Raw genomic sequence first — 21793 nt, forward strand, 5'->3', positions numbered from 1 at the left:
CCCCCCCCGCCGCTCGCGTGCCTGCGCAATCAACTCCCAGAGGCTGGCCTGCAGCGCCGGGCGCCCGCTGGCATAGCTTAATGCCCGGCGCGACAGCTGCTCCGCCTGAGTGGCATCCCCCTGCGCCAACCGGACCTGGGCCAGACGATAAAGGACCTGCGGCTCGCGCGGCGCAATACGCTGCGCACGTTCGAGACTGGAAGCCGCACCATTCAGGTCACCACCGCCCTGCTGCTGTTGAGCCGTAGTCAACAGCGCGAGCACAGGGCCATCCAGCTGCTCGTCGGCGGCCAGGCCGCTGCTGCTGCCGGAGGACGGGATACCGGTGGGCATGCTCGGTTGCTGCTGCGTGCTGGCCGGCGCCGAGATTGACGATGCCGGCTGCCACGCAGGCTGATCTCCGCCTGTCGTTCCACTCGACCCGGCAAAGGGTGCATCTGGCGCGGCGAACGTCTCAAGCGGTGCAGAGCTGCCTTGCGGCACCATCACCACCACCCCAGAATCCTCCTGCTGCTGCCTTGGCGTCGCGACCGCGGCTGGCGCGCGGTATCCCTGGCGAGCCGCCACCTCCTCGGAAACGGGAGCGCCTGAGTCCACCACGGGAATCGAACCACGATCCACTGTCGCGCACCCCTGTACCAGCGTCACCGCTGCAACAACGGCCATCCACTGCTTGTTCACCAATTCAGACCTCTCAACGTAGAATCACGAAGCACGCGACCTCTGCGGCAGTTACTCCAACCAGCCACGCACCCAATCCATGACCGACTCCGCCGGCGCCTGAATGCCGCAGCCAGGTCCGGGGGCCGGTTCGCTGCCGCGAATATAGGGCATCTGCACCGCATCGGGGCAACGCTCATCCGTACCCAGGCCGCTTCGCGCGTCCACCCAGGCATATGTCACGTTGTCCGGCACTGGCATCTGCAAAGGCAGCGGATCGGCCCGCCGCATGAAATCGCTCCACACCTGCAGCGCGCCGGTCGCCCCAGTCAGCGAAGTTTTGCCATTGTCATCACGACCCAACCAGACCACTGCCAGCAGATCCTGGCTGAAGCCTGCGAACCAGCTGTCACGCGAGTCGTTTGTGGTACCGGTCTTGCCAGCGAGATTCAGCGACTGCGGCAGACGGTTGTAGGCAGAACGACCCGTTCCTTCGCGCATGGCACGCTGCATGGCGTACTGAGTCAGGTAGATGGCACCCGGATCAAAGCGCTGCTGAATCTGGAACGGATACCGCTTGAGTGGCTCACCGTCCGCGGTCAGCACGCTGCGAATGCCACGCAACGGAGTGTTGAAGCCACCGTTGGCCAGGGTCTGATACATATCGGCAACTTCGATCGGCCGCAAACCGCCCGCTCCGAGCAGCATCGACGGATACGCTGGCCACTGTGGCGATGCACCCAGCCGCACAAGCGTCTTCAGTACATTCGGCACACCCAGGTCGAGCCCGAGCCGCGCCGTGGACAGATTGTAGGAATTGGCGAGTGCCTGATACAGGTAAACCGTGCCATAAGCCTGACGCCCATAGTTCTGCGGCTTCCAGATCTGCCCGTCGGCGCCCTTGACCGAGAAGGGCTCGTCTTCGAGCAGACTGGTCAGCGTGTACTGGCTGGGCTTTTCCAGGGCAGCCAGGTAGATGGCCGGCTTGATCAGCGAGCCGATCGGCCGTGACGCATCGAGCGCGCGATTGAACCCCGCGAAACCCGGCTGGCGACTACCGAGCAGGGCCTGAATTTCACCGGTCTCAGGATTGGTCACGATCATTGCGCCTTCGACGCCTTCGGTGCTCTTGCCGAGACGCTTGAGGGTTTCGCTCATGGCCTGCTCGGCCTTGAGCTGGATCACCGGATCGAAACTGGTGAAGACACGCAGACCTTCTTCGGTGAGGTCCTCGTCCCGATAGTCCTCACGCAGCTGACGCTTGACCAAGTCGAGGAAGGCCGGATAGGAGCTGTCGGCCATGCTGCCACGCTGGGTCACGCCCAGCGGTGCCTGCTTGGCTTTTGCTATGTCCTCGGCGCTGACCGCCTGCTGCTCGGCGAGCAGGTCGAGAACCAGGTTGCGCCGCTCCAACGCCCGCTCGGGATTGCGTCGAGGGTTGTAGTAGGTAGGCCCTTTCACCATGCCGACCAGCAATGCCACCTGCGGCAACTTCAACTCGGCCAGCGGCTGGCCGAAGAAGTACTGGCTCGCCAGACCGAAGCCGTGAATGGCACGGCGACCGTCCTGACCGAGAAACACTTCGTTCAGGTAGGCTTCGAGAATGTCTTCCTTGTCGTAGTGCAGCTCCAGCAGCACCGCCATCATCGCCTCGGTGGCCTTACGGCTAAGGCTGCGCTCGTTGGTCAGGTAGAAGTTCTTCACCAGCTGCTGGGTCAGCGTACTGCCCCCTTGGCGAACCTGGCCTGCAGTAAGGTTGACCCAGACGGCGCGGGCAATGGACTTGGGCGATACACCGAAGTGATTGAAGAACTCCCGATCCTCCACGGCGACCAGCGTTTCCACCAGATACGGCGGCACCTGATCGAGCTTGATCAGGATGCGATCCTCGTTGTGCGCGGGGTACAGCCCACCGATCAACACCGGCTCCAGCCGCGCCACCGGTAGCGAGCCGCCATTGGCAGCGCTGAGGCCGGCGACGAAATCGCCAGAGAAGCGTACTCGCAGCCGCTGCGACTGTTCGGCACCTTCGTAGAACTGGAAGCCGCGGGTGTGCAGTTCGATGTCATTACCAGCCACCGACGCGCCACCCGGACCGCTGACAGCCTTTTCGCGGCGATAGCCCAACGCATCCAGCTCGGCGAGAAAATCGGTCTTATCGAGCTTCTGCCCGACGAACAACTCCAGCGGTCGTGCATAGACCTTGGCCGGAATCGTCCAGCGCTTGCCGGAGAATTTCTCCTGCACCACGGCATCGAGATAAATGGCGAAACCGGCCAGGATCACCAGGCCGACAATGGACAGTTTGACCGCCCAGCCCAACCAGGGGCGAGCGCCAGCGGAGCGGCGTCTGGAGCGTGTACGGGGGGAGCGAGATTTAGTCATGGCGGCGCATTATACGCACTTTGCAGGCGCGGACCGACGGCCTCTCAGCGGTTTGCAGCGCAACGCACAGCGGCCATAATGCCTGCGACTTTTCGACTGTGTGGACTGCTTCGCAGTGGACTCGCACGCCCCGTTCAAGAACTTCAACAAGGAATGACCGTGAGCCAAGCATTGATCGCCGCCCTGCAGAATCCTGCCCTGTACCCGCATCCCAGCGAGGGCTTTCGGGTAATCGAGACCCACATTTCCTGGGTCATCCTCACCGGCACCTTTGCCTACAAGATCAAGAAGCCAGTGGACTTCGGCTTTCTCAACTTCACCGACCTCGCCTCGCGCAAGCATTTCTGCGAAGAAGAGTTACGGCTCAATCAGCGCATGGCGCCGGATCTGTATCTCGAAGTCGTTCCCATCAGCGGATCGCCGGATGCACCGGAGATCGATGGTACAGGCGAGCCCTTCGAATATGCGCTGAAGATGCGCGAGTTCCCACAAACCCAGCTACTGGCCGAACTGCAGGCGCGCGGCGAGTTGACGGACGCGCACATTGACGCCCTTGCCGAGCAGATCGCCCGCTTCCACCAGGGCACCCCGCAGGTGCCTGCCGGTCATGCACTGAGCAGTGCCGATGCGATCGTTGCGCCGATGCGGCAGAACTTCGAACAGATTCGCCCGTTGCTCAGCGAAGCCGAAGATCTCCGCCAGCTGGATGCGCTCGAGGAATGGACCGAAACCAGTATCGAGCGCCTGCGTCCGCTGCTCGACCAGCGCTGCCAGGAAGGTTTCGTCCGCGAATGTCACGGCGATCTTCACCTGGGCAATGCCACATTGATCGATGGCAAGGTGGTGCTGTTCGACTGCATCGAGTTCAACGAGCCGTTCCGCCTGATCGATGTGGCTTCGGACGCAGCCTTCCTGGCCATGGACCTCGAGGATCGTGGCCTGAAGTGCCAGGCGCGCAGGTTCATCAATGGCTGGCTGGAGCACACCGGCGACTACGCAGCGCTGGCGCTGCTGAATCTGTACAAGGCCTATCGCGCACTGGTCCGCGCCAAGGTCAGCCTGTTCCGTCTGTATCAGGAGCAGGACGCGGTGCAACGCAAGGTGATCGTACGGCAGTACCGCAGCTACGCGAATCTGGCCGAAAGCTACAGCGCCATTCCCTCGCGCTTCCTCGCCATCACCCACGGCGTGTCCGCCGTAGGCAAGAGCCACGTTGCACTACGCCTGGTCGAGGCCCTTGGCGCGATACGCCTGCGTTCGGATATCGAACGCAAGCGCCTGCATGGCGAGCAGCCCGAAGCCCAGCAGGGCCACCTCGATGCCGGCATCTACAGCCAGCAGGCCAGCGATGAGACCTACAAGCGGCTGCACCAGCTGGCAACGACTGCGCTGCAGGCTGGCTTTTCCGTGGTGATCGACGCGGCATACCTGAAGCAGCAGCAGCGCCAGGATGCCTGGCAGGCGGCCGAGACCACTGGCGTGCCCTTCCTGATACTCGATTGCCAGGCGCCGGATGCGGTGATCGCGCAGTGGCTGGCGCAACGCCAGGCCGAGGGGCTTGACCCATCCGACGCGACCATGGAGGTAGTGCATGCCCAGCAGGCCAGCCGCGAGGCGCTGAACGAGAGCGAGCGACTGCATAGCCGTCGGGTCGACACCCAGGACGCCGGCAGCCTCGACGAGCTGGTCGCCAGTATCCGTCAGCACCTGCCCGGCCTCTGACCGCCAGGCACCGCCGCCAGCAGAGTGCGGCGGTGCTTCTATACTCCCGGTATTCCAATCGTGGAACACCGCTATGTCTGCCAGCGAATCACCCGCGCCAAAGCCGGCCAGTGACAGCATCCAGCTGTTCTCCAGCCGCTCCACCGACTACGCACGCTTCCGCCCGACCTACCCCGAGGCGCTGTTCAACTGGCTCGCCAGCCAATGCGCGGCCACCGACACCGCGCTCGACCTTGCGGCCGGCAACGGGCAAGCGAGCATCCCGCTGACACGACACTTCCATCGGGTCCTGGCCTGCGACGCGAGCGCCGAACAGCTCGCGGCTGGCGACACCTGGTTAAACGTGCAGCGTTTCGTCGCCGATGCGGAGCATCTGCCATTGCGCAGCGGACAGCTCGATCTGCTGGTAGTCGCACAAGCCCTGCACTGGTTCGCCACGCCGGCATTCTTTAATCAGGCGCGGCGCGCACTGAAGCCGAACGGCCTGTTCTGCGCCTGGTGCTACAGCCTGCTGGAGATATCGGCCGCAGTGGACGCGATCATCCACAGGCTCTACTACGAAACACTCGCCGGTTGCTGGCCAGCTGGTCGCAGCAGCGTCGATGCCGGTTACCGTGATATCCAGCCTCCCTTTCCACGTATCGAACCGCCGCCCTTCGCCCTCGAAGCGCACTGGGATCTCCGCGAACTGATGGGCTATCTGCGCACCTGGTCTGCCGTGAAGCAATGGCAGCAGCGGCATGGTCGCGACCCCATCACATCAATCGAGCCCCAATTGACGTCTGCATGGGGCCAGGCAGGTCAGCGGAGGCTTATCCGCTGGCCGCTACACTTTCTGACAGGCTTCCCCAACCGCTAGCACCGCAAGGACGCCGCCATGCACGACGAACTGCTTTCGCTCCGCAATCTCGGCAAGACCTCGGTGCAATGGCTGCATGCATCGGGAATCCACACCGCTGCGGACCTCCGACGATTGGGCGCGGTGAGCTCCTATCGCGCTGTGAAGGCACGCGGCTTCGGGGCTTCGAAGGTTCTGCTGTATGCCATCGAGGGGGCGTTGAGAGATGTCCCGTGGCAGCAGCTGCCGATCCCGCTGAAGGAAGAGCTGAATCGGAATCTGGGCGCCGATCGCGACAACTAGAGCTAGCTCACAACCTCTGCTCGGCGAGATTTACTCAGGCCCTCGCTCGAGCCTATTGTGCGCCGACGTGACCCTGCCAATCGTCTGCCCGTTCGTTCAAGGATTACCGACATGTATTTACTCGGGGAGCAACCGGCCTACGCCGATCGCCTGATCAACCGCCTGCAAACCATCCCCACCCAATTGCTCGAAGGCTTGCAGCCCTCAGGCCCCAACCTTGAACTCAAGCACACCGACGATCTGTGCGCCGAGCTGCCGGCACAGCAACTTTTCATCATCGAGACCGGGCTACTGCATGCGCTGATCGACGGCAAGGCGCTGTTCTATCTTCAGGAGGGCGATCTGGTTGGCTTGCGCCAGTCCGGCGCCCTGCCGGCATGCCGCTACTGCAGTGACGAGCCCATCAGCCTGATTCCCTACTCGCGCAACGCCGCGTTTCAGCACATTCATGCTGACGAACATCGGCAGGAGCTATTCACCCAGTACCTGATTGGCCATACCGCGTTGCTTGGCGATGCACTTGCACGACTCAAACAACCGGAGATTCGCCCTTCGACCGGCTTCAAGCATTTCGTTGTCGGTGAAGAACTGATTCGCCAGGGCGACGAAGCGGACAACGTCTTCATCATTATTGAAGGTCATGCGGATGCGATCGTCGACGGACAGAAAGTGGGCGACGTGCAGAAGGACGAGATTTTCGGCGCCATGGCGGTTTTCACCCGCGAGCGGCGCAGCGCAACGGTGGTGGCTAGCGAGCCTTGCACGGTAATGGTCATTCCCAAAGAGCAGTTTCTCGGTCTGACGCAAAGCAATCCCCGCATCGCTCACAGCCTCATTGAAAGCATGGCGCGGCGCATCGACCTGCTGAACAAGGAAGTCACCCACCTGCGCGTCAATGTCGCCATCTGAAACAGGTGGTCGAGACGCACAAATTTATTTACGAAAGCCTGTTGACGCAGAAATGAGAATTGTTATTATTATCGCAACTGATCGCGAGGTCAGCCGATAGCTGAAGGCTCAGGCAGTCGATCCTTCAGGTTATCTCCTCATCAGGCTAATCACGGTTTTGACCCGGCTCTGCCGGGTCTTTTTTTTGCCTGCAGATATCTTCGCCCCACCTACTTGGCATGCTTGCGAAGTTGTTCGCAATGATCCTGCCCAGGCTGAGCCGGGGTGTACCAGACGTAGTCGGCCTGCGCCGCGCTTACTGCCTCGCCCACTTCGGCAAGCATCAACACCCCGACTGGCTTCCCGGAAATATCTTCGATATGCAGCGGCACACCCAGGTCTCGTCGCACATGGAACGCGCCGGCCAGGAGCATGGTTGGCTCGGCTGCGGCGAGCACTCGCTCGGCCATGCGTCGATCACGCTGTTGCTGCACCGCCAGCATCGCCGGCAGCTGGGATGCCGGCAGCATCCCGCAGTGAGAGACCTCGATCTGCGCCAGCAACGCCTCGCTCACCGCCGCGGCCGCGGATTTGCGTCCCTGCAATGACGGTGCGGCACGATAGATCGACATGATTTCGTCGCGCCCGAGATTGGCATGCAGCAATGGATATGGTTGCGCAAGCGCGTGTGAAACCAGCGGCCCGTACTGACCCCAATCCCAGCCCTTCTGCCAACCCAGCGCCTCAGGAAGATCGGCTGGCGCTCGGCCCTCACCCACCTCGCGCCGCACTTCATCGACTAGCGCCTGCTGTTCGGGCTCGAGCATTTCCAGCAACAGGCTGCCTTGGCGACGCTCTTCGGCCAGCGCCCGCAGCAACCAGAGCTGCAGCGCGTGGTGATCCGGATTGTCGTGCCGTTCACCAACCAGCAACCGATCGTACGTCTGCAGGTCCGCCACCAGCTGCGCTGGCGTAAGTACCGTGTCGCTGCGCAGATCGATGATCAGACCGAGGTCCGGATGCTCACGTCCTTCTGGACTTTGCCACTCAGGCAGCGGCGGTAGCGAATGGCATCCCGTCAGCAAACCCAGCACAAGCAACGCAAGAATGCGCACGATGAACCTCCTCAACGGGCAATGATCAGTGGGTGACCGAGTTCCGGATGCCGCTGAACCAGCACATCCAGACCGAATACCGCTCGCAGCGGCTCGGCTCGCAGCACTTCATCGGGTGGCCCTGCCACGATTGGCCGGCCGTCCTTTAGCAGCAGTAACCGATCACAGTAGCGCGCTGCCAGATTCAGATCGTGCAGGATCACCAGCGCGGCGGCGCCTTGCGCGGCAAAGGTCCTGACCGCCTTGAGAATACTGTGCTGGTGCGAAGGATCGAGCATCGACGTAGGCTCGTCGAGCATCAGCACCTGTCCTGCCGCGGCCGGCCACAGCTGCGCCAGCACCCGGGCGAGGTGCACGCGCTGACGTTCGCCACCGGACAGCTCAAGGTAGCTGCGCGTTGCAAGGTGCTGCGCGTCTGCCGCAGCAAGCGCCGCTGCAACGATGGCGGCATCGGCGTCGCGTCCGGTGCGATGAGGCAGGCGCCCCATGGCAACCACATCCGCCACGCGGAAGGCAAAGCTGAGCGTCGAACTCTGCGGCAACACGGCCAGGCAGCGCGCGCGCTCGACATCCGCCCAGCCGCCAAGCGCACGCCCTTGCAGCAAGACCTGCCCCATGGATGGCCTGAGTTCGCCGGACAATGTCGCCAGCAGCGTGCTCTTGCCCGCACCGTTCGGGCCGAGCACGCCGAACACCTGCCCTGGGCGCAGCTCGAGGGAAACATCCTGCAGCGCCGTTATCGCGCCACGGCGCACGGTCAGATCGCGGCCCACCAGCATCAGAGGCGCTCCCGCAACAGCAGATAAAGGAAGAAGGGTGCGCCGAGCAACGCAGTGACAATGCCGATCGGCAGCTCCGCCGGCGCTATCACCAGCCGCGCGGCGACATCGGCAAGCAGCAGCAAGCTGCCGCCAGCAAGTGCCGAAGCTGGTAGCAGTAAGCGGTGATCGGGACCGACCAACAGGCGCATCAGGTGCGGAACCACCAATCCGATAAAGCCGATCAGACCGGTAGCAGCCACCGCTGCGCCGACACCCAGCGCCGTGCAGACCACCAGTTCACGCTTGATCCGCTCCACATCGAAACCGAGATGACGCGCTTCCGATTCGCCGAGCAACAACGCATTCAGGGCTTTCGCCCGCCGCGGCAGCCACAGTGCGACGGCGATGGTGATCAGCAGCAGCGGCCATAGCCGTGCATAACTGGCGCCGTTCAGACTGCCGAGATTCCAGAAGGTCAGCGAGCGCAACGTTCTGTCGTCGGCCAGATAACTGAACAACCCAACCACTGCACCGGCCAGCGCGGTCAGCGCAATGCCGGCCAGCAGCATCGTGCCGACGTGGGTCTGCCCGTCGCGCCGGCCGAGTCGGTAAACCAGCAAGGTCACGCCCAGCCCGCCAACGAAGGCGAAGACCGACAGCAGGTAGGGCTCCCACCCCGCAGGCAACGCCGGAATGAATGTGCTACCGACTATGGCGACCGCCGCACCCAGCGCAGCACCGCTGGAAACCCCGACCAGCCCTGGATCGGCCAGCGGGTTGCGGAACAGCCCCTGCATCGCCACCCCGCAAAGCGCCAGTACTGCCCCGGCGGCGCAGCCCAGCAAGGTCCGCGGCAGGCGGATCTGCGCAAGAATCAGCTCGGCCTGCTCGAGCCCGGACGCTTCGATCGGCACGCCTACCAAGCGCAGCGCCGCAGCCAGACTGTCGCCCAGCGCCAGGCTCAGCGGTCCCAGCGCCAGCGACAACCAGATCGCGACCAGCAACAACAAGCCGAGTACGAAGAACAGAAAGCGCACAGGAACCGGACTACCCATCGGATTGCTTTGCCAAGCGGTATGTGCGGCGAAGGATAAGAGCCCGCCGCCGCAGCCGCCAGCCCGGCAAAAATTATCCGACTGCACTTCCTCGCCGGCTGCGGGATAATTCCAGCTTATGGTGGAGGACCCGATGATCAGATTGTGCGCGACATCCGAGCTTCTCGAAGGGCAGAGCCGCGGCTTCACGGTCGGGGAGCTGAAAGTGATCGCCGTTCGCCGGGATGGCCGGACATACCTGTACGAGAACCGTTGCCCACACCGCGGCGTTCCGCTGGAGTGGCGTCCCGACCAGTTCCTCGACGACAGTGGCAGCCTGCTGCAATGCGCCACTCACGGCGCGCTGTTTCTCATCGAATCCGGTGAGTGCGTGGCCGGCCCCTGCGACGGCCAGACGCTGCGCCAGCTGGATGCAGTCGAGGACAAGGACAGCATCTGGTTGCAAACTGATCGGCAGAGCGACAATTGAGCACGGGCGCCGGGCGTCGGGCTTGGTTATCATGCCGCCACAGCTTTACCGTGAGATCGCCATGCTTCGCCTGCTGAGTCTGCTGCTCCTGCTATTCGTGCTTCCTGCCCACGCCGGCCTGTTCGACAACAAGCCCAGCGCCAGTCTTGGCGGTGCGCTGAACAACAGCAGCGATTTCCTGCCGGTACGCGAAGCCTTTCGACTGAGTCTCGTTGAAGCTACGCCTGAACAGATCACCCTGCGTTTCGTCGCAGCGGAGGGCTACTACCTCTACCGTCATCGTTTCGCCTTCAAGACCGACCAGTCAGGTGTCGTGATCGGTGAGCCGAAGCTGCCCGCCGGCGTGCCCAAGGTCGATGACTATTTCGGTGAGATCGAAGCCTATTACGGCACTGTCGATGTCGAGCTACCGCTGACGAACCCGGACAACCGCCCCTTCGTCCTGCAGGTCTCCTACCAGGGCTGTGCCGATAAAGGCCTGTGCTACCCGCCGGAAACCGAATCGCTCCCCATCGGCGACGTTGCTGGCGCCCCCAGCGGAGCGACCACCGAAGAGCCAACCAGCCAGCAGGCCAGCGAACGCGACCTCTCCTGGCGCTCCATCGCGCTATTCTTCCTCGCCGGTCTGGGCCTGACCTTCACCCCCTGCGTGCTGCCGATGCTGCCGATTCTCACCGGCGTCGTGCTGCGCGACCAGCCCGGCGGAATGCGCAGCTTCCTGCTGTCGCTGGCCTACGTACTGCCAATGGCTGGCGGCTTCGCCCTGCTCGGCGCGCTCATGGGCGTATTCGGCGCCGAGCTGAATCTGCAGGCGCGCCTGCAATCACCCTGGGTTCTTGTACCCTTCGCATTATTCTTCGTCGCCTTCGCCCTGGCCATGTTCGGGCTGTTCGAGCTGCGCCTACCACAGGCACTCAGCAGTCGACTCGACCGTCTTGCCGGCAACGCACGCGGCGGCTCGTTTACCGGAGCGGCGCTGCTCGGTGCCGTGTCCAGTCTGCTGGTATCGCCTTGTGTTTCCGCTCCGCTGGCCGGCGCACTGCTGTACATCAGTGCCAGCGGCGATGCGCTAGGCGGTGGCCTGAAGCTGTTCGCCCTGGGCCTGGGTATGGGCGCACCGCTGGTGCTGTTCGCCACCGGCGGTGGCGCGCTACTGCCCAAGAGCGGCCCATGGATGATCAGCGTGCGCAACGTATTCGGCGTACTGCTGCTTGCCGTCGCAGTCTGGATGCTCGAGCGCGTACTGCCCGGTCCGCTTGCTCTGGCGGCGTGGGGCCTGCTCGCGGCCGGCAGCGCCGTATTTCTCGGGACTCTGGAATTCACCAGCAAGACGCCCAGGCAGAAGCTCGCGCAGCTGATGGGACTGGTATTGCTGGTCTACGCGCTGACCGCGTGGATCGGGGCGCTACAGGGCGGCTCCGATCCACTTCGGCCGTTGCCAACCTCCGTAGCCGGATCAGCGCCGGGCAGCATGACCAGTGAAGGCTGGCACACCATTTCCACGCCGGCCGAGCTCGATACCCAACTGGCCGCCGCCCGCGCCGCCGGCCAACCGCTGATGCTCGACTGGTACGCCGACTGGTGCATCAGCTGCAAGGTGATCGAACGCGAGGTGTTCGCCAACCCACAGGTGGCACCGCGGCTGACCGACTATCGTCTGATCCGCTTCGACATCACCGAAAGCAACGCCGCCCAACGCAGCCTGCTGGACCGCTACAAACTGTTCGGCCCCCCGGCCATCCTGTTCTTCGATCGGCGTGGCAATGAGATGTCCGAAGTACGCGTAGTCGGCGAGATAGACGCTCCCGGTTTCAGCGAGCGTCTGGATCGCGCGGCACCTCTGCTCTAGCTCACGTACGCATTTTCGCGGGATCGATCCATGACAAGCCGACGATCCTCAGCCCAATGAATCATTGCGGCAATCTTCAGACATAATGCGGGCATTTCCTTCGATCGCGACATGACTGGACAGTCATACCCTGCTTGGGGCATAGTTTTTCCCTTCTCGCGACCAGCCACCTCGACTGATCAGCGCATACAGAAAAACAAGGAATACCGATGGCCACGCTTCTGGTCCTCCACGGGCCGAATCTGAACATGCTCGGCACCCGCGAGCCGGGCGTCTACGGCGAAGTGACGCTGGCGCAGATCAATCAGGATCTGGAGCAGCGTGCCCGAGATCGCGGACATCATCTGCTGCATCTGCAATCCAACGCCGAGTACGAACTGATCGAGCGCATCCATGCCGCGCGCAGCGAAGGCGTCGATTTCATCCTGATCAATCCCGCGGCATTCACGCATACCAGCGTCGCATTACGTGACGCGTTGCTGGCCGTGAGCATCCCATTCATCGAAGTGCACCTGTCCAACGTGCACAAGCGTGAACCTTTCCGCCATCACTCCTACTTTTCCGATATCGCGGTGGGTGTGATCTGCGGCCTTGGCGCCAGCGGCTACCGACTGGCCTTGGAGGCCGCCCTGGAACAACTCGCTGCTTCCTGAGGGGCTCGTGCACATGCCGAGCCTTGAAGAAGCGAGCAGCAATGCCCTTTGAACTTACCTGGGAGTCAATGCTTCATGGATATTCGCAAAGTCAAAAAGCTGATCGAACTGCTGGAAGAGTCCGGTATCGACGAACTGGAGATCCACGAGGGTGAAGAGTCGGTACGCATCAGCCGCCACAGCAAGCAGGTAGCGATGCAGCAGCCGATCTACGCTCAGGCTCCGGCTGCACCGGCTCCTGCTCCGGTAGCTGCTGCCGCCCCGGCTGCCGACGCTGCCCCGGCCGCGCCCAAGCTGAACGGCAATGTGGTCCGCTCGCCGATGGTCGGCACCTTCTACCGTGCGTCCTCGCCGGAATCCAAGGCGTTCGTCGAAGTCGGCCAGAGCGTCAAGAAGGGCGACATCCTCTGCATCGTCGAAGCCATGAAGATGATGAACCACATCGAGGCCGAGATCAGCGGCACCATCGAATCCATCCTGGTGGAGAATGGTCAGCCGGTCGAATACGACCAGCCGCTGTTCACCATCGTTTGAACCGCGGAGAGCCAGCGATGTTGGAAAAAGTACTGATCGCCAACCGCGGCGAGATAGCCCTTCGAGTTCTGCGCGCATGCAAGGAACTGGGCATCAAGACCGTGGCTGTGCACTCCACTGCAGACCGTGACCTGATGCACGTGTCGCTGGCCGACGAGTCCGTCTGCATCGGCCCGGCCGCCTCTGCCAAGTCCTACCTGAGCATCCCGGCGCTGATCGCCGCTGCCGAAGTCACCGGCGCCGACGGCATCCATCCCGGCTACGGCTTCCTCGCCGAGAACGCCGACTTCGCCGAACAGGTGGAGAAGTCCGGGTTTACCTTCATCGGCCCAACCGCCGACGTCATTCGCCTTATGGGCGACAAGGTATCGGCCAAGGACGCGATGAAGCAGGCCGGCGTGCCGACCGTTCCGGGTTCTGACGGCCCACTGCCGGAAGACGAGAAGGAAGCGCTGCGCATCGCCCGCGAGGTGGGCTACCCGGTGATCATCAAGGCCGCCGGTGGCGGTGGTGGTCGCGGCATGCGCGTGGTGCACAAGGAAGAGGATCTGATCGCCTCGGCCAAGCTGACCCGCAATGAAGCCGGCGCAGCCTTCGGCAACCCGATGGTCTACCTCGAGAAATTCCTCACCAACCCACGCCACGTGGAAATCCAGGTGCTGGCCGACGGCCAGGGCAACGCCATCCACCTTGGCGACCGCGACTGCTCGCTGCAGCGCCGTCACCAGAAGGTGATCGAGGAAGCCCCAGCCCCGCTGATCGATGAAGAAGCCCGCCGCAAGGTCCAGGCCCGCTGCGTCAAGGCGTGCATCGACATCGGCTACCGCGGCGCCGGCACGTTCGAGTTTCTCTATGAAGACGGCAACTTCTACTTCATCGAGATGAACACGCGCGTTCAGGTCGAACATCCGGTTACCGAGATGGTCACCGGCATCGACATCGTCAAGGAGATGCTGCTGATCGGTGGTGGCCAGAAGCTGTCGATCAAGCAGGAAGATGTGGTCATCCGCGGCCATGCCGTGGAGTGCCGCATCAATGCCGAAGATCCGCGCACCTTCATGCCCAGCCCGGGCAAGGTGAAGCACTTCCACGCTCCAGGCGGCAACGGTGTGCGCGTCGACTCGCACCTGTACGACGGCTACTCGGTTCCACCGCACTACGACTCGCTGATCGGCAAGCTGATCACCTTCGGCGCAAACCGCGACGAGGCCATGGGCCGCATGCGCAACGCACTGGACGAGCTGATCGTCGATGGCATCAAGACCAACGCCCCGCTGCACCGCGATCTGGTGCGCGACCCCGGCTTCTGCAAGGGCGGCGTGAACATCCATTACCTGGAGAAGAAACTGGGTATGGACAAGCACTGAGCCCCGCTCGGCGCTGTACTACAGAGGCTGCCTTCGGGCGGCCTCTGTCGTTTCTGCCAGGCGCGAATCGAGCCCACGCTGGCCGCAACACGCCCCCTCCAGTAAGCTTGCCGGCTTTTACCGCGACCCCATTCGAGAGGCTTCCATGTCCTGGCTGCAGATCCGACTCGCCATCACCCCCGATCAGGCCGAAGCGCTGGAAGACCAGCTGCTGGATCTGGGCGCGGTTTCCGTGACCTTCATGGACGCCGAGGATCAGCCTATCTTCGAGCCGGATCTCAACACCACTCCGCTGTGGTCGCACACGCACCTGCTGGCATTGTTCGAAGCCGACACCGACTCGGACTCCCTGCTCGCCCACCTGCAGCTGCTGCGCGGCGGCGAGCTGCCCGAGCATCAGATCGAAGTGATCGAAGACCAGGACTGGGAGCGCAGCTGGATGGACAACTTCCAGCCGATGCGCTTCGGCCGCCGCCTGTGGATCGTCCCCAGCTGGCACGCGGCGCCGGAGCCCGACGCGGTCAACCTGCTGCTGGATCCTGGCCTGGCGTTCGGTACCGGCACCCACCCCACTACCGCACTTTGTCTCGAGTGGCTGGATGCCCAGCCTCTGCAGGGCCAGTCCCTGCTGGATTTCGGCTGCGGCTCGGGCATCCTGGCGATCGCCGGCCTGTTGCTGGGCGCCGAGCATGCCGTCGGCACCGACATCGATACCCAGGCGCTGGACGCTTCACGCGACAACGCCGAGCGCAACGGCATCGCCGCAGAGCGTTTCGCGCTCCACCTGCCTGAACAGCTGCCGGAAAAGGCTGCCGACGTGGTGGTCGCCAACATCCTTGCCGGCCCGCTGGTTTCGCTGGCGCCGCGCATCACCTCACTGGTCAAGCCCGGCGGCCGCCTGGCACTGTCCGGCATCCTCGCCGAACAGGCCGAAGAGGTACGCGCCGCCTACAGCGATGCATTCGAGCTCGATCCAACCGCCGACAAAGATGGCTGGGTACGCATCAGCGGCGTCCGACGTGCCTGAGCAGCGCCTTGCGACCTCGCCCGCACACTTGCACAACAGGCGCCGCAGCCCCTGCCGCTGCGCGACTGGCATACGCTAGACTAGCCGGCACCTTCGCGCGGAAAGACGCATGACCAGCTTCATCACCCAGTGCCCCAACTGCAGCACCCGCTTTCGCGTCGCCCGCAGCCAGTTGCGCGCGGCCCGCGGCGCAGTGCGTTGCGGCGCCTGCATGGAAGTCTTCAACGCCGCCCATCATCTGCTGCGCGATGAGCTGGACCCAACGCAACCACTGACAACTCCCCTCGACAAGTCGATCCAGACGCAGGCTACCGAGCATCCCAGGGCTACCATGCCGGCGCCAACCGCCAAGGCCGATGAAACGCTGTGGATTCACGATGACCTGGACCTGGACAGCCTCGACCTGGACGAAGAGCTGGCCAAACTGGAGCGGCAGGAGCGCGAATTATCTCGCGACCTGCTCAGCCTCGAAGCCAACGGCGACGGGGCAACCAGGCCTCGCGATCCGCTACCGGAGATATCCTCCACGCAGGACGAAAGCTGGGCCGAGATCCTGCTGAGCGCCGAACAAGGCGTCACGCAGTCGCCGGCGAGCCCGAGCGATGAGGTGGTCAGCTTCACCCCGGTCACCTCGGAGTCTCCGCAACCGCTGAGCCCATTGGCAGCCAGTCCCACGCCGCTCGCGATCGCCGAGGCCCAGCAGGCGCACGACGAAAGGGTCGAACCTGAACTGGCAAGGCCATCGGCTTCCGAACAGCTCGCCCCTGCCGTAGATTCTGCAGCGACACGCCGCGAGCCCGACCTGCGCGACGAGCCGCTGTTCGAGCTCGACGATGAGCCACTGCAACTGGACTGGCAGGAAGCGAAGAAACCCTGGGGACGCTGGCTCGGCTGGAGCGTACTGAACCTGTTGGCACTGCTTGCGCTGGGTGCCCAGTACGTTGCCTACAACTACGATGAGCTGTCGAGGCAGCAGCAGTATCGCAGCTGGTTCGAGCGTATCTGCCCGACCGTTGGCTGCGAACTGCCGGCCCTGGTCGACATTGGCCAGATCAAGAGCAGCAACCTGGTGGTGCGCAGCCATCCCGAGTTCACCGGCGCGCTGGTCGTCGACGCGATCCTCTACAACCGCGCGGCCTTTGCACAGCCGTTTCCGCTATTGGAAATCCGCTTTGCCGACCTCAACGGCAAACTGATCGCCAGCCGCAGCTTCAAGCCCAGCGAATATCTTTCTGGAGAACTGGCAGGACAGGCCCAGATGCCACCGCAGGTTCCCATCCATATCGCCCTGGATATCCTCGACCCAGGAGCAAAGGCAGTTAATTACAGCCTGAGTTTCCATTCGCCCAAATAGCGACGAGCTTGCAGTTCAGACTGCCGCCGCCGGCGCTCATCGCGCGAGCGGTGGGCGCGTCCAAACTCCCGGCGATAAGGCGACCACTGTTCAGAATTTGTTCAAAACAGCCTTTAACCCGTCATGCGTAGCGGGTATTATGCCCACCCTTTTTTGCAGTCCCGATCTACCTAACAAGCAGGCCCCAAGCAGGGAATCTTCATGTCAGCGGTACGCATCGGCCCTTACACCTTGACCAATCGATTGATCCTCGCGCCCATGGCCGGCGTGACCGATCAGCCGTTCCGCCAGTTGTGCCGCCGCTTCGGCGCGGCCCTGGTGGTCTCGGAAATGCTCACCAGCGATGTGCGTCTGTGGAACAGTCGCAAATCTCGTCTGCGCATTCCCCATGCGGACGAGCCCGAGCCCCGCTCCGTGCAAATCGCCGGTGGCGACCCGCAGATGCTGGCCGAGGCGGCGCAGCGCAATGTGGAGCTGGGGGCGCAGATCATCGACATCAACATGGGCTGCCCGGCGAAGAAGGTCTGCAACAAGGCCGCCGGCTCGGCGTTGATGCGTGACGAGAAGCTGGTCGCGGATATCCTCGAAGCCGTGGTCGGTGCCGTGACCGTTCCGGTGACGTTGAAGATTCGCACCGGCTGGGATCGGCAGAACAAGAACGGCCTGACCGTCGCGCGTATCGCCGAGCAATCGGGCATCGCAGCACTTGCCGTTCACGGCCGCACCCGCGCCGACCTGTACACCGGCGAAGCCGAGTACGACACCATCGCCGCCATCAAGCAGGCAGTGGCGATTCCGGTGTTCGCCAATGGCGATATCGATTCGCCGCACAAGGCGGCCCAGATACTACAGGCAACCGGAGCGGACGGCCTGTTGATCGGACGTGCGGCGCAGGGTCGCCCGTGGATCTTTCGCGAAGTGGAGCATTATCTGCGCACCGGCGAGCTGCTCGCGGCGCCGACGCTGGACGAAGTTGAAAGCACCCTGCTGGAGCATGTGCAGGCGCTGCATGAATTCTATGGCGAGGTGATGGGAGTCCGTATCGCCCGCAAGCACGCGGGCTGGTATCTCGCAACACTGCCGGGCGCGCGGGACTTCCGCGCCCGTTTCAATCATCTGGAAGACAGGGATGCACAGGCCTTCAGCATTCAGCAGTTCTTTGCCGAACAACGCTCAGGGCCTGGCTCGGTGGATGGAACAGAGGTGGCCGCATGACGCTGTTGAATGAAACATTGGTAAGTGGAACAACATCCGTGAGTGACAACGTGAACCTCAAGCAGCACCTGAACACGCCGAGCGAAGCGGGGCAGACGCTGCGAGGCAGCGTCGAGAAAGCGCTGCACAATTATTTCGCCCGCCTCGAAGGTGCAGACGTCACGGACGTTTACAACCTCGTACTCTCCGAAGTGGAAGCGCCGTTGCTGGAAACCGTGATGCACTACGTCAAGGGTAACCAGACCAAGGCTTCCGAGCTGCTGGGCCTGAACCGCGGCACCCTGCGCAAGAAACTCAAACAGTACGACCTGCTCTGACGCGGCAGCTGGCAGGCGCGGCTGTCCGCACCTGCCTGCTTCGCGGACTCAAGCCTGTAGCCTCTAGGAAACGTCAATGACCGACCAAACCACCCGCCTTCCCGTGCGCCGCGCGCTGATCAGCGTGTCCGACAAGACCGGCGTCGTCGACTTCGCCCGCGACCTCGAAGCCCTCGGTGTCGAGATCCTCTCCACCGGCGGCACCTTCAAGCTGCTGCGTGACAACGGCATTGCTGCTGTCGAAGTGGCCGACTACACCGGCTTCCCGGAGATGATGGACGGCCGGGTGAAAACTCTGCACCCGAAGATTCACGGCGGCATCCTCGGCCGCCGCGACCTGGACGGCGCGGTGATGGCCGAGCACGGCATTGCCCCGATCGATCTGGTGGCGGTCAACCTCTATCCGTTCGCAGCCACGGTGGCCAAGCCCGGATGCACCCTGCCGGACGCCATCGAGAACATCGACATCGGCGGCCCGACCATGGTCCGCAGCGCGGCGAAGAACCACAAGGACGTCGCCATCGTGGTCAATGCCGGGGACTACGCGGCAGTGGTCGACAACTTGAAGAACGGCGGGCTGACCTACGCCCAGCGCTTCGACCTGGCGCTCAAGGCGTTCGAGCACACCGCCGGCTACGACGGCATGATCGCCAACTACCTGGGCGGCATCGACCAGAGCACCGAGCAGCTCAGCACCGAAAATCGCAGCCTGTTTCCGCGCACCTACAACATGCAGTTCATCAAGGCGCAGGACATGCGCTACGGCGAGAACCCGCACCAGCAGGCCGCCTTCTATGTCGAAAAGCCGGACGAAGCCTGCGTCGCCACTGCCAAGCAACTGCAGGGCAAGGAGCTGTCGTTCAACAACGTGGCCGACACCGACGCCGCGCTGGAGTGCGTGAAGAGCTTCACCAAGCCTGCCTGCGTGATCGTCAAGCATGCCAACCCCTGCGGCGTCGCCGTGGTACCGGAAGATGAAGGCGGCATCCGCAAGGCCTACGATCTGGCCTACGCCACCGACAGCGAGTCGGCGTTCGGCGGCATCATCGCCTTCAACCGCGAGCTGGACGGCGAAACCGCCCAGGCCATCGTCGAGCGTCAGTTCGTCGAGGTGATCATCGCACCCAGGGTCTCTCAAGCCGCGCGCGACGTCGTCGCCAGCAAAGCCAACGTACGCCTGCTCGAGTGCGGCGAATGGCCGGCCGAGCGTAGCCCGGGCTGGGACTACAAGCGCGTCAACGGCGGCCTGCTGATCCAGAGCCGCGACATCGGCATGATCACCGAAGCAGACCTGAAGATCGTCACCCAGCGCGCGCCGACCGAGCAGGAAATCCATGACCTGATCTTCGCCTGGAAAGTGGCCAAGTTCGTCAAGTCTAACGCCATCGTCTACGCCAAGAACCGCCAGACCGTCGGCGTTGGTGCCGGCCAGATGAGCCGCGTCAACTCCGCGCGCATCGCCGCGATCAAGGCCGAACATGCCGGCCTGCCGGTTCCGGGTGCGGTAATGGCCTCGGACGCCTTCTTCCCGTTCCGCGATGGCATCGACAATGCGGCCAAGGCCGGCATCACCGCGGTGATCCAGCCGGGCGGCTCGATGCGTGACAACGAAGTGATCGCCGCGGCTGACGAAGCCGGCATTGCCATGGTGTTCACCGGCATGCGCCACTTCCGCCACTAAAATCGGCCGCACTCGGACAGGCATCTGCGGTGTTGCCCGACTCTTCCCCCATGCTCATTGCCAGAAGGCAACTCCGCCGGGTGAAGAGTCGGGCGCCTTGCATCTACCAGCCCGATCGCGACCTCGGTATTCGTAGGGTGGATAACGCTTCGCTTATCCACCAAGCGGGCGACCCGCCCGCCTCCATTGGGAGACAGCAATGAACGTACTGATCATCGGCAGCGGCGGCCGCGAGCACGCCCTGGCCTGGAAAGTGGCGCAGGATCCACGCGTTGCCAAGGTCTTCGTCGCCCCTGGCAACGCCGGCACCGCCACTGAAGCCAAGTGCGAGAACGTCGCCATCGACGTACTGGCCATCGAGCAACTGGCGGATTTCGCCGCCGCCAACGTACAACTGACCATCGTCGGCCCCGAGGCGCCGCTGGTCAAAGGCGTGGTCGATCTGTTCCGCTCGCGCAGCCTGGACATCTTCGGCCCAACCGCTGCGGCCGCGCAGCTGGAAGGCTCCAAGGCGTTCACCAAGGACTTCCTGGCCCGCCACGCGATTCCCACTGCCGACTACCAGAACTTCACCGAAGTCGAGCCGGCATTGGCCTACCTGCGTGAAAAAGGCGCTCCGATCGTCATCAAGGCTGACGGCCTGGCCGCCGGCAAAGGCGTGATCGTCGCCATGACCCTGGCCGAAGCCGAGGAAGCGGTGCGCGACATGCTGTCCGGCAACGCCTTCGGCGACGCCGGCGCGCGCGTAGTCATTGAAGAATTCCTGGATGGCGAAGAGGCCAGCTTTATCGTCATGGTCGACGGCGAGAACGTGCTGCCGATGGCCACCAGCCAGGACCACAAGCGCGTCGGCGACGGCGACAGCGGCCCCAACACCGGCGGCATGGGCGCCTATTCGCCGGCTCCGGTGGTCACCGCCGATGTGCATAAGCGCGTGATGGACGAGGTGATCTACCCGACCGTGCGCGGCATGGCTGCCGAAGGCAACGTCTACACCGGCTTCCTCTACGCCGGCCTGATGATCGACAAGGCTGGCCAGCCGAAGGTCATCGAGTTCAACTGCCGCTTCGGCGACCCGGAAACCCAGCCGATCATGGTGCGCCTCGAATCCTCGCTGGTGCTGCTGGTCGAAGCCGCGCTGGCCAAGGCGCTGAACAAGGTCGAGGCGACCTGGGATCCGCGCCCGACCGTCGGCGTGGTGCTGGCTGCTGGCGGCTACCCGGGCGATTACGCCAAGGGCGATGTGATCGAAGGGCTGGACGATGCCGCTGCGCTGGATGGCAAGGTGTTTCATGCCGGTACCGCTCTGAACGACCAGGGCCAGGTCGTCACCGCCGGTGGCCGCGTGCTTTGCGCAACGGCCATCGGCCGCACCGTCTCCGAGGCGCAGCAGCAGGCATACCGTCTGGCGGAAAAAATCCTCTGGAATGGCTGTTTCTATCGCAAAGATATCGGCTATCGCGCCATCTCCCGGGAGCTGCGCGACAGCTGAGCGTAGCCAGGCGCCAGGAATGCGTGCGGCGCCAAGTTTTATCGCTGCCGCACGCATTACAGGCCGACAAAGGCATGGCTATAATCGGCCGTCACACACATGAACGGA

20 protein-coding genes are annotated in these 21793 nt (G+C 63.4%); 15 read left to right on the top strand and 5 right to left on the bottom strand.

Going from position 1 to position 21793, the window contains the following annotated elements:
* Together F753_RS0125130 and mrcB are read right to left on the bottom strand one after the other, a co-directional pair.
* The coding region (locus F753_RS0125130; protein WP_084799394.1) for a tetratricopeptide repeat protein at nt 1-666 on the bottom strand (666 nt) is incomplete at its 3' end.
* Nucleotides 667-732: 66 nt separating this feature from the next.
* Entirely contained in the window at nt 733-3045 is a 2313-nt protein-coding gene (gene mrcB / locus F753_RS41405; protein ID WP_031298072.1) for a penicillin-binding protein 1B, read from the bottom strand.
* Nucleotides 3046-3204: 159 nt separating this feature from the next.
* On the opposite strand from mrcB, the gene F753_RS41410 reads away from it, so the two are divergent.
* The 4 genes from F753_RS41410 to F753_RS41425 all read left to right on the top strand — a co-directional run bounded on the left by F753_RS41410 (nt 3205) and on the right by F753_RS41425 (nt 6817).
* Nucleotides 3205-4767, top strand: coding sequence for a bifunctional aminoglycoside phosphotransferase/ATP-binding protein (locus F753_RS41410; protein ID WP_031298073.1), 1563 nt, complete (start codon nt 3205-3207; stop codon nt 4765-4767).
* Between the two features lie 73 nt (nt 4768-4840).
* Complete coding sequence (locus tag F753_RS41415; RefSeq protein ID WP_023446126.1) at nt 4841-5626, top strand: class I SAM-dependent methyltransferase; 786 nt, start codon at nt 4841-4843, stop codon at nt 5624-5626.
* Between the two features lie 18 nt (nt 5627-5644).
* The gene (locus tag F753_RS41420; protein WP_014819277.1) at nt 5645-5908 is read left to right on the top strand and encodes a TfoX/Sxy family protein; all 264 of its coding nucleotides are present in this window, start codon (nt 5645-5647) and stop codon (nt 5906-5908) included.
* A gap of 111 nt (nt 5909-6019) precedes the next feature.
* A complete protein-coding gene (locus F753_RS41425) occupies nt 6020-6817 on the top strand; it encodes a Crp/Fnr family transcriptional regulator (protein WP_023446127.1) in 798 nt (265 codons plus the stop codon).
* 209 nt (nt 6818-7026) lie between these two features.
* Here F753_RS41425 and F753_RS41430 read toward each other — a convergent pair whose 3' ends face one another.
* Genes F753_RS41430 through F753_RS41440 form a run of 3 tightly spaced genes read right to left on the bottom strand, consistent with a single transcriptional unit; the run spans nt 7027 to nt 9727 of the window.
* Nucleotides 7027-7911 carry a ChaN family lipoprotein gene (locus F753_RS41430; RefSeq protein ID WP_023446128.1) on the bottom strand — a complete coding sequence of 295 codons (885 nt, stop codon included), beginning with the start codon at nt 7909-7911 and terminating at the stop codon, nt 7027-7029.
* Between the two features lie 11 nt (nt 7912-7922).
* Nucleotides 7923-8690 (bottom strand): heme ABC transporter ATP-binding protein, encoded by a 768-nt coding sequence (locus F753_RS41435; RefSeq protein WP_023446129.1) that lies wholly within the window; start codon nt 8688-8690, stop codon nt 7923-7925.
* Nucleotides 8690-9727 (bottom strand): FecCD family ABC transporter permease, encoded by a 1038-nt coding sequence (locus tag F753_RS41440; protein ID WP_023446130.1) that lies wholly within the window; start codon nt 9725-9727, stop codon nt 8690-8692. The genes F753_RS41435 and F753_RS41440 overlap by 1 nt, the downstream gene beginning before the upstream one ends.
* Nucleotides 9728-9860: 133 nt before the next feature.
* Between F753_RS41440 and F753_RS41445 the strand changes: the two genes are divergently transcribed.
* The 11 genes from F753_RS41445 (at nt 9861) to purD (ending at nt 21685) form a co-directional block, all read left to right on the top strand.
* Nucleotides 9861-10196 carry a Rieske (2Fe-2S) protein gene (locus tag F753_RS41445; RefSeq protein ID WP_023446131.1) on the top strand — a complete coding sequence of 112 codons (336 nt, stop codon included), beginning with the start codon at nt 9861-9863 and terminating at the stop codon, nt 10194-10196.
* A gap of 31 nt (nt 10197-10227) precedes the next feature.
* Nucleotides 10228-12045, top strand: coding sequence for a protein-disulfide reductase DsbD (locus tag F753_RS41450; RefSeq protein WP_023446132.1), 1818 nt, complete (start codon nt 10228-10230; stop codon nt 12043-12045).
* Nucleotides 12046-12254: 209 nt separating this feature from the next.
* The gene (gene aroQ, locus F753_RS41455; protein ID WP_023446133.1) at nt 12255-12698 is read left to right on the top strand and encodes a type II 3-dehydroquinate dehydratase; all 444 of its coding nucleotides are present in this window, start codon (nt 12255-12257) and stop codon (nt 12696-12698) included.
* Between the two features lie 75 nt (nt 12699-12773).
* A complete protein-coding gene (gene accB / locus F753_RS41460) occupies nt 12774-13232 on the top strand; it encodes an acetyl-CoA carboxylase biotin carboxyl carrier protein (protein WP_023446134.1) in 459 nt (152 codons plus the stop codon).
* Nucleotides 13233-13249: 17 nt separating this feature from the next.
* On the top strand, nt 13250-14599 hold the full coding sequence (accC, locus tag F753_RS41465; protein WP_015275919.1) for an acetyl-CoA carboxylase biotin carboxylase subunit: 1350 nt from the start codon (nt 13250-13252) through the stop codon (nt 14597-14599).
* Between the two features lie 145 nt (nt 14600-14744).
* Nucleotides 14745-15626, top strand: coding sequence for a 50S ribosomal protein L11 methyltransferase (prmA, locus tag F753_RS41470; protein WP_023446135.1), 882 nt, complete (start codon nt 14745-14747; stop codon nt 15624-15626).
* Nucleotides 15627-15735: 109 nt separating this feature from the next.
* Complete coding sequence (locus tag F753_RS41475; protein ID WP_023446136.1) at nt 15736-16980, top strand: DUF3426 domain-containing protein; 1245 nt, start codon at nt 15736-15738, stop codon at nt 16978-16980.
* 201 nt (nt 16981-17181) lie between these two features.
* The gene (gene dusB / locus F753_RS41480) at nt 17182-18195 is read left to right on the top strand and encodes a tRNA dihydrouridine synthase DusB (RefSeq protein ID WP_023446137.1); all 1014 of its coding nucleotides are present in this window, start codon (nt 17182-17184) and stop codon (nt 18193-18195) included.
* Nucleotides 18192-18512 (top strand): DNA-binding transcriptional regulator Fis, encoded by a 321-nt coding sequence (gene fis, locus F753_RS41485; protein WP_003279911.1) that lies wholly within the window; start codon nt 18192-18194, stop codon nt 18510-18512. The genes dusB and fis overlap by 4 nt, the downstream gene beginning before the upstream one ends.
* Before the next feature lie 76 nt (nt 18513-18588).
* Nucleotides 18589-20193 (top strand): bifunctional phosphoribosylaminoimidazolecarboxamide formyltransferase/IMP cyclohydrolase, encoded by a 1605-nt coding sequence (gene purH / locus F753_RS41490; RefSeq protein WP_023446138.1) that lies wholly within the window; start codon nt 18589-18591, stop codon nt 20191-20193.
* Nucleotides 20194-20392: 199 nt separating this feature from the next.
* Entirely contained in the window at nt 20393-21685 is a 1293-nt protein-coding gene (gene purD / locus F753_RS41495) for a phosphoribosylamine--glycine ligase (protein ID WP_023446139.1), read from the top strand.
* The last annotated feature ends 108 nt before the right edge of the window (nt 21686-21793 follow it).

The sequence above is a fragment of the Stutzerimonas chloritidismutans AW-1 genome, assembly GCF_000495915.1.
Classification (GTDB): Bacteria; Pseudomonadota; Gammaproteobacteria; order Pseudomonadales; family Pseudomonadaceae; genus Stutzerimonas; species Stutzerimonas chloritidismutans.